The sequence below is a fragment of the Nocardia sp. NBC_00508 genome (assembly GCF_036346875.1).
Lineage (GTDB): Bacteria > Actinomycetota > Actinomycetes > Mycobacteriales > Mycobacteriaceae > Nocardia.
Map to the genome: position 1 here is coordinate 5967962 of NZ_CP107852.1, position 12606 is coordinate 5980567.

A 12606-nucleotide genomic window follows, 5' to 3' on the forward strand; every position below is an offset into this window, starting at 1 on the left:
CTCAGCGCCGAATCGCCGCGATGGCCTTTTCGATTCGCTTGGCCGACACCGGGAACGGGGTACCGAGCTTCTGCGCGAACAGGCTGACGCGGAATTCCTCGATCATCCACCAGAGGTCCGCGACCGCGGGCGCGTGCTTGCGGTGTTCGGGCAGCGATCCGAGCAGGCGGTCGTAGGCGGCCAGCGCCCGATCGAGTTCGGCCATGCCCTGACGATCGCGAACCGCCGAGCCGGGCAACGCTTCCAGGCGCAGCTGCGCCGCCTGCAGGTAGCGGGGAAGCTCACGCAGCCTGGTGCCGCCCCACTCGGCGACGAAGCCGCGGAAGACCAGGTTGTCGAGCTGGTCGCGCACGTCGTCGGCGATGTCGCGCTCGCTCGTCCGCGCCAGTGCTACCGAAACCTGATGGGCCGCCGCGAGAATCGGCACAACCAGGCGAACGAAGCGCGCTACCGTGGCGGCGAAGTCCGGACGAATCCGGGCGACGAGCGCATCGAACTCCGCCGGGCTGTGCACCGGACCACCGGCGCCGGCCAGCAGCTCGTCGGCGGCGGCCGCGCGGCAGTCCTCGATCAGCGCCTCCAGCGAGCCGTACGGGTTCTGGCTCAACGCGAGCCGGTCCGTGGGCGATAGACCCGCGGTAGCGGTGCGGACCGAGGCGGGCAGCGCACGCAGTAGCAGCGCCCTGGTACCCAGGCGCATCGCGGCGGTCTGTTCGGCAGGCGAGCTCAGCACCCGGACCGCTACGCCGTCGCCTTCCGCGACCAGCGCTGGATATCCCGTGACGGTCTGACCGGCCACCTCCCGGCGCACTGTCGGCGCGAGGGTGCCGAGCGACTCGGACGTCCACACCGTTGCGGGCGGGCGTTCCGCACCCGCCGTGGCCCGGGCGACGGAGGCGGAAACCTGTTCGGCCAACCGCGTTTTCAGTGCGGAGAGGCTCTTGCCGCGAGCGATCGCCGTACCGTCGCCGCCGACGGCGGCGAAGGTCATGCGCAGGTGATCGGGCAGCGCGGAGGGATCGAAGTCGGAGGGGGCGATCGAGACCGAACCCAATCGGGACAGCTCGCGCGCCAATCCGGTGCGCAGCGGCTCGGCGCGCGGAGTCAGAGCGGCCAGGGCGGCGGCGGCGAAGTCCGGCGCGGGGACGACAGTGCGGCGCAACGTCTTCGGCAATGTCTTGATCAGCGCCGCGGCGAGCTCATCGCGCATTCCGGGCACCAGCCAGTCGAAACCGACGGCCCGCACGTGCGCGAGCTGTTCGACCGGGATGCGTACCGTCACGCCGTCGTCGTCGTTGCCCGGCTCGAACTGGTAGGTGAGCGGGAAGCTGAGCTCGCCTTGACGCCAGGAGTCGGGGAAGTCCGCCGGGTCCAGGGCGGCGGCGCCCTCGTTGATCACCGTGTCGGTCGAGAAGTCCAGCAGCGCGGGGTCCGTGCGTCGTGCGGTGCGCCACCAGCTGTCGAAGTGACGGACCGAGACGATATCGGCGGGCAGGCGTTTGTCGTAGAACGCGTACAAGGCCTCGTCGTCGACGAGGATGTCGCGGCGGCGCGCCCGGTGCTCCAGGTCGGCGACGTCGTCGAGCAGCGCGCGGTTGCGGTGGAAGAACTCGTGCCGGGTCTGCCACTCGCCCTGGACCAGGGCGTGTCTGATGAACAGCTCACGCGACAACTCGGGATCGATGCGGCCGTAATCGACGGGTCTGCCGGTGACCAGCGGGATGCCGTACAGGGTGACGCGCTCGTAGGCGCGCGCCGCGCCCCGCTTGGCCGACCAGTGCGGCTCGGAATAGATTCGTTTGACCAGCTCGCCCGCGAGTCGTTCGGCCCATTCGGGCTCGACCTTCGCGGTCATCCGGCCCCACAGACGCGATGTCTCGACCAGCTCGGCTGCCATGACCCAGCGGGGCGGTTTCTTCGCCAGCGACGAACCGGGGAAGATCATGAACTTGGCGTTGCGCGCGCCGAGGAACTCCCTGGACTCCGCCTCCCTGACCCCGATGTGCGACAGCATGCCCGCCAGCAGCGCCTGATGAATGGCGGTGGAATCCCAGGGGGCATCGTCGTTGTCGCTCGCTGCCGCGGTGGCGGACCGGCCGCGGCCGGCGCCTGATCTTCCGTCGCCCCGCGTGCGTGCCGGCTCATTCCGGCGTGCTCGGTTGTCGGACTTGCGATCCGGCGTCGCGGCCTCGGCGTCGCCGCGGCGCGGGGTGGCGGCCGATCCGTCCGCATGAGCCGACCATCCGAGGCCCTTGGTGATCGTGCGCAGTTGCCCGTGCAGGTCCTGCCATTCCCGGATCCTCAGGTAATGCAGGAACTCCTCCCGGCACATGCGCCGGAACTGGTTGGACGACAACGTCTTGCGCTGCCCGCCGAGATACTCCCACAGCCGCAGGTAGGCCAGGAAGTCCGAACCCTCGACGGTGAACCGCGCGTGCTTGGTGTCGGCGGCCTGCTGGTGCTCGGCAGGACGCTCCCGCACGTCCTGGATCGATAGCGCCGCGACGATGACGAGCACGTCGGCCAGACAGCCGTTGCGGTGCGCTTCCACCAGCATTCGCGCCATCCTGGGATCGACCGGAAGTTGGGCCATCTCGCGCCCGATCGGCGTCAGCGACAAACGGGTGTCGCCGTCACGGTGGCTTACCTTGTCTGGGCGGTCACCATCCCGTTGTCGCGTATCTGGCTGTGCCACAGCGATATTCGCCTGAGGTGTGGATTTGCCGTCGCGCGCGAGTGCCCCGAGTTCTTCGAGCAGGGCGATGCCGTCGCGTATCGCGCGACGGTCCGGAGCCTCCACGAACGGGAAGTTCTCGATGTCACCGAGTCCGAGCGCGGTCATCTGCAGGATGACGGCGGCCAGGTTGGTACGCAGGATCTCGGGTTCGGTGAAGGCGGGCCGGGACTCGAAGTCGTCCTCGGAGTACAGCCGGATGCAGATACCGTCGGCCACCCGGCCGCAACGGCCGGACCGCTGCCGCGCCGACGCCTGCGACACCGGTTCGATCGGCAAGCGCTGCACCTTGGTCCGCATCGAGTACCGCGAGATCCGCGCGGTCCCCGGGTCGACGACGTACCGGATACCCGGCACCGTCAGCGAGGTCTCGGCGACGTTGGTCGCCAGCACCACCCGCCGCCCCGTATGCGGGGCGAACACCCGATGCTGCTCGGCGGTGGACAGCCGGGCGTACAGCGGGAGGATCTCGGTGCGCGGCAACTTCAGATCCCGTAGCGCGTCGGCGGTGTCGCGGATCTCCCGTTCACCGGACAGGAACACCAGCACGTCGCCATCGCCCGCGGCGAACAATTCGGTGACCGCGTCACCGATCGCGTCCACCGGGTCCCGGTCGACGATCCTGGTGTCCTCGTCGTCCTCGTCGCCGGTGGCGGCCGGAAGCTCCAGCGCGAGCGGCCGATAGCGAATCTCCACCGGGTACGAGCGACCGGAGACCTCGACAATCGGTGCGGGGGTGCCTTTCTCGTCCGCGAAATGCCTGGCGAACAGTTCCGGATCGATCGTCGCCGAGGTGATGATCACCTTGAGGTCGGGCCGGCGGGGGAGCAGCTGCTCGAGATAGCCGAGCAGGAAGTCGATATTGAGGCTGCGTTCGTGCGCCTCGTCGATGATGATCGTGTCGTAGCGGCGCAGCAGCCGGTCGCGCTGGATCTCGGCGAGCAAGATGCCGTCGGTCATCAGCTTGATCAGCGTCTGCTCGGAGGCTTGGTCGGTGAAGCGGACCGTGTAGCCGACGACGTCGCCGAGTTCGGTGCCGAGTTCCTCCGCGATGCGCTCGGCCACGGTGCGCGCGGCCAGTCGGCGCGGCTGGGTGTGCCCGATGGTGCCGCGGATGCCGCGGCCGAGCTCCAGGCAGATCTTGGGAATCTGGGTGGTTTTGCCCGAACCGGTCTCGCCCGCGACGATCACGACCTGGTGTGCTGCGATGGCCGCGGCGATGTCGTCGCGGCGGGCGCTGACCGGCAGTTGCTCCGGATAACGGACCTGCGGCACCGCGGCGCGGCGCGCCTCGACCCGGAGTTCGGCCGCCGCGATCTCGGCTGCGACCGCGCTCAGGTCGCCGTCGCGGGCCCGGTCGAGCCGACGCCGCAGCCGGTGTTCGTCGCGAAGGGAGAGATTCGCCAGACGGGTGCGAAGTTCGCGGGAATCGGTGGCGGCTGTCCTGGTCATTGCATCGACCAGCCTAGCGAAACCCGCCAACGGATATTTCTCCCAGGCGGTGGGCGCGCGTGCCGAGCGGGTGCCAGTGTTGCCGAGCGGGTGCCAGGCGCCTGCTCGAGCCCGCTCTCGTCGTCGTCGATGTGCGAAGATCGGCCGAGAGAATGCGGATGCCGGCGCGGCAGGTGGCCGTGCCGTGAGCCGCGCGGTTCGATGGCGTTCGCCCTGATCGAGCGTTCGGCGTGGCGTCGCGGCACCCGCCGGGGCACGAGACCAAGGTAAAGGTGGAGGACATGAGCGCGCTATGGCATGGCTTTGCCGACATGGGCGCCGTGGAGCGAGACGGCGCGTTCGTGGTCGCCCGCGGCGACGGTGCCTACATCTTCGATCAGGCGGGCAACCGCTACCTGGACGCGACCGCGGGCCTGTGGTTCGCCAATGTCGGCCACGGTCGCGGCGAGATCGCCGACGCCGTCGCCGCGCAGTTGCGCACGATCGCGCACTACTCCAATTTCGGTGACATCACCGAACCGGCGACCCAGGAACTCGCCGAGCGGCTCGCGAGCCTGGCCCCGGTGCCGAACAGCAAGATCTTCTTCACCTCCGGCGGCTCCGACTCCGTCGAGACCGCCGCCAAACTCGCCCGCCGCTACTGGCACGAACGCGGACAGTCCGGCAAGACGATCGTCGTCGGCCGGCAGCTGGCCTACCACGGCATGCACGTCGCGGGTACGGCCCTGGCGGGCATACCGGGGAACCGCGCGGGCTATGGCGAACTGATGCCCGCGGCGCGGACCATCGCGTGGGACGACGCGAAGGCCCTGCTCGCGTTGATCGAGGAGGTCGGCGCCGAGCGGATCGCCGCGTTCTTCTGCGAACCCGTCATCGGCGCGGGCGGCGTCTACCTGCCGCCGGAGGGCTATCTCGCCGAGGTGCGCCGCATCTGCCGCGACCACGACATCCTGTTCGTCGCCGACGAAGTGGTCACCGGGTTCGGCCGCATCGGCGGCGCATGGTTCGCCTCCTCCCGCTACGCGCTCGAACCCGACCTGATGACCACCGCGAAAGGCCTCACCTCCGGATACTTGCCCATGGGCGCGGTCTTCGTCGCACCACACGTGGCGGAACCGTTCTTCGCGGGCGGCGTCTGGTGGCGGCACGGCTACACCTACGGCGGTCACGCGGGTGCCGCGGCCGCCGCACTGGCGAACCTCGACATCATCGAGCGCGAAGGCCTGCTCGATGCCGCGCTGCGCCTGGAATCCAGCCTGCACGACCAACTCTCGGTGCTCGCCGAGCATCCCCGGGTCGCCGAGGTCCGCAGCGGGCTCGGCGCCGTCGCCGCGATCCAGCTGGCCGACCCCGCGGAGGGTCCGTCGCTGGTGAAAACGCTTCGCGCGCATGGCATCTCCGGCCGCGCCGCGGGCCAGGGAGCTATGCAGATCTCCCCGGCGTTCGTCATGACCGACGACCAGGTGTCCGAACTGGTCGACGGATTCGCTCGCGCACTGGGCTCTGTTTGATTTGCAGCGCCTGCGGCGCTGCGTGTTCGCGGCCCCTTTGTGGCTCGCGTCCGAGCGACCGCCGCTGGCGACTTCGTCGCGGACGCGGCGGCCACTCGGACGCGAGCCGGGCCGCGAACGGGCAGTGCTCGATCTCGCTTCGCTCGAAAGCCGGGGTTGGGCCGAGTGGTTGCAGAGGTTCGGAGCTGCCCGTCTGTGTCCGCGACCCCCCTCATTGCTCGCTTCGAGCGACCGCCGCTGGCGACTTCGTCGCGGACGCGGCGGCCACTCGGACGCGAGCCGGGCCGCGAACGGGCAGTGCTCGATCTCGCTTCGCTCGAAAGCCGGGGTTGGGCCGAGTGGTTGCAGAGGTTCGGAGCTGCCCGTCTGTGTCCGCGACCCCCCTCATTGCTCGCTTCGAGCGACCGCCGCTGGCGACTTCGTCGCGGACGCGGCGGCCACTCGGACGCGAGCCGGGCCGCGAACGGGCAGTGCTCGATCTCGCTTCGCTCGACAACGGGAGTGGTGCCGTGTGGTTGCGCGCGCCGTGGTAGCGGCAGCGGCCAGGTGTTTACTGTGGGTTTGGTGGCAGTCGGACGGGTAGCGCCACAAGTGACTGCTCGCGGAGCCATCGCCGACTTCTGTTGCAGCGGTGGTAGTTGATTGCCCCGCGAATGCCTCACGTTCGCCCACGGTCCGTCACCTTGCGTTCACAGTGTGCGGGTCATGAACACGCTGTTGGGGTCGGGGCGATAGTCGCCGAACGGTGCGCAGTAGTCGAAGCCGTGGGCCGTGTAGAGACGCTGGGCGGCCCGGAAGAAGTCCTGCGCGCCGGTTTCCAGGCTGAGACGGCGGTAACCCCGGGTGGTGGCCTCGGCAACGAGATGGCGCAGCAGGGTAGAGGCGATGCCGCGGCGCTGGTGTGTCGCGGCGGTGCGCATGGATTTGATCTCGGCGTGGTAGTCGTCGAGGTGCTTCAGTGCGGCGCAGCCCGCGAGGGCCCGCTCGTCCCATGCGGTCCAGAACGTGATGCGAGGGTGGCGTAGCGCGGCCAGGTCCAACGCGTGCATGCTCTCCGCGGGCGAGTGCGCGGCCATCTCGGCGAGGTGTTCGGTGAGCAGGGCGGCGATCGCGGGACCGGTCAGGTCGTCGGTGACGATGCGTAGCTCGCCGTTCGCTGTGTCGGTGGCGCGCTCGGACGGGTGGGGCATTCGTCCATCATGGCGTGCCGTCCGGCGTGGCGCCCAGTCGAGGCTGATTCGGAGCTACGGATACAGCCGCGTGGTCTCCGCCCCACCGGCAGGGCGACTCGGCCGGGCATGCGCCGGGTCGTGGCCTACTGCCGTGCCAGCTCTTTTCGCGTCATCGGCACCGGGTCGCGCGGATGGCATGAGTTTGCTTGGCGCGGTTCGAATTTGCCGTGACGCTCGTCGGCCGACGAGGGGCGTCGGCTGTCGGTGTGCTCGGCCACCCTGCGGCCAATGGTGATTCAGCCCTCTCTGGCGCGTCGAACGTTAATGTGCGGCAACCAAAAAGGGCACCCTTACCGCTTCGGGATGCGAACATGGGAAAGGCGACGACCGTGGTCGCCGTGATGAGAGGTGGTGGGGTGTGGCGCAGTTCGTGCAAGAGTATGCCGTATTGCGGTGGATGGTGGTGGCGGCGTTCATGATCGCGGCGGCGATCGTGTTGGCGCGGGTGACAGCGGTCGCGGTGTCGCTACCCGGCCGCCAGGTGGATCTCGCCGACGTTGCCGTGAAATCGCCCCTGCCACACGATGCTTCGGTCGAGCATGCCGAATCCGACGCCGCGCACGTGGTGATGTGCCTGGTCATGCTCGGCATGCTGCTGTTTCCCTCTGGTGCGAGCCCGCACGCGCTGCGTGGTGTGCTGACGGCGATGGTGGTGGTCTTCGCCGGGCTGCTGGTGACCCGCGCCGCGGAGTACGCGGCGCAGGGCCACCCCTTGCCTGCCGACCGGCTGGTCCCGCTCGGGTACCACATCGTGGCCACCGCCGCGATGCTCTACGCGATGTCCGGCCACACGTCCGCCGGCCACAGCGGCGGCCCTGCCGCCGGTCCCGCGCTGGGTCTGGCCGCGTTGTTTCTGGTCGACGCGCTGCTCGTCGCCTTCGCCGCCCGCACAGGGTGGGCTGCGCAGCCGCGTGGACCGCTCGGGTTGCTGATTCGTTCCGGCGGATGCGTCGCCGCACTCACCGGGCCCGCAAGGCCGTGGGCGGCGGTGCCGCATGTGGTGATGGACGCGGGCACGGCCTACATGCTGGTCGCCGCGGTCGCGGGTTGACCCTGCGGACCAATCCGGTCCGTCGTGCATACCGAACCCCTGTTCATGCAGGCAGGGGATTCGGCCATGAGCAACGAACACGGTTCTGCTTCATCACATCGGTCCGGCTATCCGGCGCGGGAGCGGGATGAACCCGACGACCCTATGCCTGCGTGCCCGCTGCCCGCCGCTGGAGACGCCCGAGCGCGAGCCGGCCACGCGACCCGCAAACTGGCGGAATTGCTCGCGGCGACAGGAGCGGGCGATCGCGGCGCGTTCACCGAGTTCTACCAGCTGACCAGTCCGCGGGTATTCGGGCTGACGGTGCGCATCCTGCGCAGCCACGCCGCCGCGGAAGAGGTGACCCAGGAGGTCTACCTCCAGGTGTGGTCGATGGCCGACCGCTACGACGCCACGCTGGCCAGCCCGGTCGGTTGGATCATGATGCTCGCGCACCGGCGTGCGGTGGACCGGGTCCGCGCGGAGAGTTCGGCCACCAGCCGCGAGCTGGTCTACGCGCACGAGCAGCTGGGCCGCGCGCACGACGTCGTCGCCGAATCGGTGGCGCAGCGCATCGAAGAACAGCAGGTGGCGGGCTGCCTTGACATGCTGACGCCCACTCAGCGCGAAGCGATCGTGCTGGCGTATTACAGCGGGCACACCTACCGTGAGGTCGCCGACCACCTCTCGGTCCCACTGCCCACGATCAAGACCCGCATCCGCGACGGATTGAAACGATTGGAGAAATGCTTGTCCGGGGAGGCCACCGATGGTTGACACCTCGCCGCGGTTGGACGCGGACCTCATCGACCTCGCCTATCCGTGCGGACTGGACGCGGTCGCCGATATCGAACGCAGGCACATCGATGCTCGGTTGGCGGCCGCGGACCCGGCCGTGCGCCAGGCGTTCTCCGACACCGTCTGGCAAGTGCGCGAGATCATGGGCCGACTGGCCGTGCTCGATGAGCACGCGCCGCCGCCGGAGCTGGAACGCCGCATCCTGGCGGCACTACCCGACCGCCGCGCCGGAACCGCGGTCACCCGGATCTCGTCGTGGAGTCGGCCCCGGCGGTGGGTGGTGGCGATCGCGGCCGCCGCGTGCCTGGTGCTCGGCGCGACCGTGGTCACCACGCGATTCGCCGGCGCACCGCCATCCCCGACCGCCGCGAACCAGGTGGAAGTCCAGCAAGAGGTGCGGACCGTGCACGGGGCGGTCACCGGCGGCGGCCTGCTGGTGGTGGAGATCGCGCCGCAGCTCGGCCGCGCTGTCGTCGTATTCGACCAGGTTCCGCCGCCGCCGCTGGGGCAGGTGTACCAGGTGTGGTTGGTCGGCGCCGAGGGGCAACCACGGTCGGCCGGAGTACTGAGCGATCTGCCGTCGGCCGATCGGCCGTTCGTGACGGGATTCCGGTCGGGCGAGCTGCTTGCGGTGAGCGTCGAACCGGCAGGCGGTTCGGACGCGCCGAGCGCCGTGCCGATTGTCGGCGTGGCGCTGCCGTGAGCAGGGTCTAGATCTCCACCGGTTGGTCGGCGACAACGCGCCCGCCCAGGCGGACCCAGCCGTCGGAGTCCCACTGGGTGAACAATTGGGAGCCCTTGCCCTGGGTGATGAGCAGGCTCTTCCGCAGCAGCGCGGTGAGCGCTACGGCCGCGGCGCCGGTCGCTTCGTCCTCGACGATCCCCATGGTCGGCGCGAACATGCGTGAGCGCAGCATGCCGCGATGCTCGTCGGTCCAGCTCCACAGATAGTGCGGGCCGCCGGGAAACTCGTGCGCGCGGAGGGTGGCGAGTTCCTCGACGTCGGCGAGCTGGTGGAAGGTGAAGGTCGGCGTCCATTCGCCGCGCGCGGTGATCCAGGTCAGCCCGTCGGTGAGTTCCACCGCCACCGGGCCCGCGGGGACGTCCAGCGTCCGCACCGGCATGCCCTTGGCCGCGAACCACCACGCGGTCCCCACCGACGGGTGCCCGGCGAACGGGAGCTCGACCGTCGGTGTGTAGATCCGGACCGTGACGATCTCGTCGACCGGCTCCTCGACCACGACGGTCTCGCTGTATCCGGCCTTCGCGGCCAGTGCTTGCCGGTCGGCCGTCGCCACGTCCGCGGCCCGTGCGATGCCGAGCTCATTGCCGAACCGCCCGGCGGCGTCGGTGAACACTCGTACCACGTCAACCTGTGTCCCCATGCTCGCTGAGCCTACTCGGATGCCCGGAAACGAGCTGTGTCCCAGGCCACACCGGAGACGCGAAGGAGTCCCGTACCGCGGCACGGGGCTCCTTCGCGGTGACGTCAGATCACGGCGGTGGCGAGCGCCTCGGTCGACTGCACCGCCTGGCCGACCCCGGCCACGATGGCCGCGGCCCGCAGCGATTCGAAGATCACCTCGCGCGACACACCCGCTTCGCGCAGCGTGTGCTCGTGCGCCTCCAGGCAGTGCGCGCAGCCGTTGATCGAGGAGACCGCGAACGACCAGAGTTCGAAATCGGCCTTGTCGACGCCGGGCGTACCGATGATCTGCATCCGCAGCCCGGCCCGCAGGTCGTCGTAGCGACCGCCGAGGAACGCCTTGCCCCGGTAGAACACGTTGTTCATGCCCATGATCGAGGCGGCGCCGAGCGCGGCGTTGTACGCCTCCGCCGACAGCACGTCGGCGGCGTCTTCGGCGATCTCGCGCAGCGTGGTCGTCGACCGGGCCGCTGCCGCCGACGCCAGCAGGGTGCCCCACAGTTGCTGCTCGCTCAGCACGGTGGTGCGGGCGATCGATGACAGGTTGAGCTTGAGGTCCTTGGCATACTCGGGAAGGGAGTTCTTCAGGTTCTCAATGCTCATGCGGCGATTCCTCTGCTCAGGTCGATCCCGTACGGGGACAGGTGGTTTCTCGATGGTCTCGGTGGCGCGCCGGAAAGCCCTGGCGCGGCAGGACTTTCAGACGCTGGCGGCCAGGAGTTCGCCGGCGTTGATGGTCGGGTCGCCCTTCTTCCAGTTGCAGGCGCACAGTTCGTCGGACTGCAGCGCGTCCAGCACCCGCAGCACCTCGTCGACGTTGCGGCCCACCGAACCCGCGGTGACCGAGACGAACTGGATCTCGTTGTTCGGGTCGACGATGAACGTGGCGCGGTCGGCGACGCCGTCGGCGTTGAGTACGCCGGCACCCGCGGCCAATTCACGCTTCAGGTCGGAGAGCATCGGGAAGGGGAGGGTCTTCAGGTCCTCGTGCTGCGCGCGCCACTGGAAGTGCACGAACTCGTTGTCGACCGACGCGCCGAGCACCTGCGCGTCCCGGTCCTCGAACTCGTCGTTGAGCTTGCCGAACGCGGCGATCTCCGTCGGGCACACGAAGGTGAAGTCCTTCGGCCAGAAGAAGATGATCCGCCACTTGCCCGCGTGGTCGTCGCTGGTGATCCGGGTGAAGTAGTCGTCAGGCTGCTGAGCGTCGACCTTCGACAGATCACCGCCGATGACCGCGGTGAGGTTGTATGCCGGGAATTGGTCGCCGATGGTCAGCAGGGCCATGCTCGTCTCCTCGTAGTGTTGGTTGGCTAGCGCTGTATTCGATATGCGGTCTTCGCGGGTTACGCAAGCTACCGCCTCCGGGCTCGGCGCTCGGACCGCGTGAAAGCTCGCCGATGATCTTGCCGAAGGGTCAGTAAAAGGTAAAGGTGATCAGTCGCACTACACTGATAGGCGTGACTGATCAGACTTATCAGCCGACCCTGTCACAGCTGCGTGCGTTCGTGGCGATCGCGGAATACCGCCATTTCGGCACCGCGGCCGCCCGGCTCGGTGTGAGCCAGCCCACGCTATCGCAGGCACTCGCGGCGCTCGAACAGGGGCTCGGGATCCAGCTGATCGAACGCAGTACCAGGCGAGTGCTGGTGACCGCCGCCGGGATGCGCTTGCTGCCCAAGGCGATGGCCACGCTGGAGGCCGCCGATCGCTTCGTCGCCTCGGCGACGGGAGACGGGCTCGGCGGCAGCCTGCGGATGGGCATCATCCCCACGGTCGCCCCCTATGTGCTCCCCGGATTGCTGCCCGAACTGCGCAAACGGCTGCCCGACCTGCGCCCGCAGATCATCGAGGACCAGACCGCCCGGCTGCTGGACGGGCTGCGCACCGGCGTCTTGGACGTGGCATTGCTGGCTGTCCCCACCGATATGCCCGGCCTGGTCGAGATCTCGCTCTACACCGAGGAATTCGTGCTGGTCACCCCGCGTGGCCACGAGTTGGCCGGCCGTGCGGACCTGGCGGCGTCGGTGCTGGACGCCCAGCCGCTGCTGCTGCTGGACGAGGGGCACTGCCTGCGCGATCAGACCCTGGAGGCGTGCCGGTCGGCCGATGTCCACCCCGCCGCGGTCGGCGACACCAGGGCAGCCTCGCTGGCGACCGTCGTGCAGTGCGTCGCGGGCGGGCTCGGGGTGACCCTGATCCCGCAGATGGCCGTCGCTGCGGAAACCGCGGGCGGCGCATTGGATGTCGCGCATTTCGCCGACCCGGCACCCAGCCGCACTATCGGGCTTGCCTTTCGTGCCTCCAGCGCCCGAGCCGACGATTATGAGTATCTGTCCGCCATCATCCGCGCCCAGCGTCCGATGTAGGTGTCGGTCGGCTCTGCATCGAGGGGCGCGGGGCAGGCACAGTGGGAACAGGGC

At 69.2% G+C, this 12606-nt stretch carries 10 protein-coding genes; 5 read left to right on the plus strand and 5 right to left on the minus strand.

Translation table 11 applies throughout. The features are described 5' to 3' along the window. Position 1: 1 nt before the first annotated feature. Entirely contained in the window at positions 2 to 4186 is a 4185-nt protein-coding gene (gene hrpA / locus OHA40_RS26775) for an ATP-dependent RNA helicase HrpA (RefSeq protein ID WP_330229615.1), read from the minus strand. A gap of 281 nt (positions 4187 to 4467) precedes the next feature. On the opposite strand from hrpA, the gene OHA40_RS26780 reads away from it, so the two are divergent. Then, positions 4468 to 5697: an aminotransferase family protein gene (locus tag OHA40_RS26780; RefSeq protein ID WP_330229616.1), complete on the plus strand. Its 1230-nt coding sequence runs from the start codon at positions 4468 to 4470 to the stop codon at positions 5695 to 5697. A 689-nt stretch (positions 5698 to 6386) separates the two neighbouring features. Here the strand turns inward: OHA40_RS26780 and OHA40_RS26785 are convergent. Further along, positions 6387 to 6887 (minus strand): GNAT family N-acetyltransferase, encoded by a 501-nt coding sequence (locus OHA40_RS26785; RefSeq protein WP_330229617.1) that lies wholly within the window; start codon positions 6885 to 6887, stop codon positions 6387 to 6389. Between the two features lie 400 nt (positions 6888 to 7287). Here OHA40_RS26785 and OHA40_RS26790 point away from each other — a divergent pair, with 400 nt between their 5' ends. The 3 genes from OHA40_RS26790 to OHA40_RS26800 all read left to right on the plus strand — a co-directional run bounded on the left by OHA40_RS26790 (position 7288) and on the right by OHA40_RS26800 (position 9460). Next, a complete protein-coding gene (locus OHA40_RS26790; protein WP_330229618.1) occupies positions 7288 to 7980 on the plus strand; it encodes a DUF5134 domain-containing protein in 693 nt (230 codons plus the stop codon). A 66-nt stretch (positions 7981 to 8046) separates the two neighbouring features. Further along, a complete protein-coding gene (gene sigK, locus OHA40_RS26795) occupies positions 8047 to 8736 on the plus strand; it encodes an ECF RNA polymerase sigma factor SigK (protein WP_330229619.1) in 690 nt (229 codons plus the stop codon). Further along, positions 8729 to 9460 (plus strand): anti-sigma factor, encoded by a 732-nt coding sequence (locus tag OHA40_RS26800; protein WP_330229620.1) that lies wholly within the window; start codon positions 8729 to 8731, stop codon positions 9458 to 9460. The genes sigK and OHA40_RS26800 overlap by 8 nt, the downstream gene beginning before the upstream one ends. Positions 9461 to 9467: 7 nt before the next feature. Here OHA40_RS26800 and OHA40_RS26805 read toward each other — a convergent pair whose 3' ends face one another. The 3 genes from OHA40_RS26805 to OHA40_RS26815 all read right to left on the minus strand — a co-directional run bounded on the left by OHA40_RS26805 (position 9468) and on the right by OHA40_RS26815 (position 11470). Then, positions 9468 to 10142 (minus strand): PhzF family phenazine biosynthesis protein, encoded by a 675-nt coding sequence (locus OHA40_RS26805; RefSeq protein ID WP_330229621.1) that lies wholly within the window; start codon positions 10140 to 10142, stop codon positions 9468 to 9470. A 104-nt stretch (positions 10143 to 10246) separates the two neighbouring features. Continuing rightward, complete coding sequence (locus tag OHA40_RS26810; protein WP_330229622.1) at positions 10247 to 10786, minus strand: carboxymuconolactone decarboxylase family protein; 540 nt, start codon at positions 10784 to 10786, stop codon at positions 10247 to 10249. Between the two features lie 96 nt (positions 10787 to 10882). Beyond that, the gene (locus OHA40_RS26815) at positions 10883 to 11470 is read right to left on the minus strand and encodes a peroxiredoxin (protein WP_330229623.1); all 588 of its coding nucleotides are present in this window, start codon (positions 11468 to 11470) and stop codon (positions 10883 to 10885) included. 173 nt (positions 11471 to 11643) lie between these two features. On the opposite strand from OHA40_RS26815, the gene OHA40_RS26820 reads away from it, so the two are divergent. Continuing rightward, complete coding sequence (locus tag OHA40_RS26820; RefSeq protein WP_330229624.1) at positions 11644 to 12552, plus strand: hydrogen peroxide-inducible genes activator; 909 nt, start codon at positions 11644 to 11646, stop codon at positions 12550 to 12552. Positions 12553 to 12606: the final 54 nt, after the last annotated feature.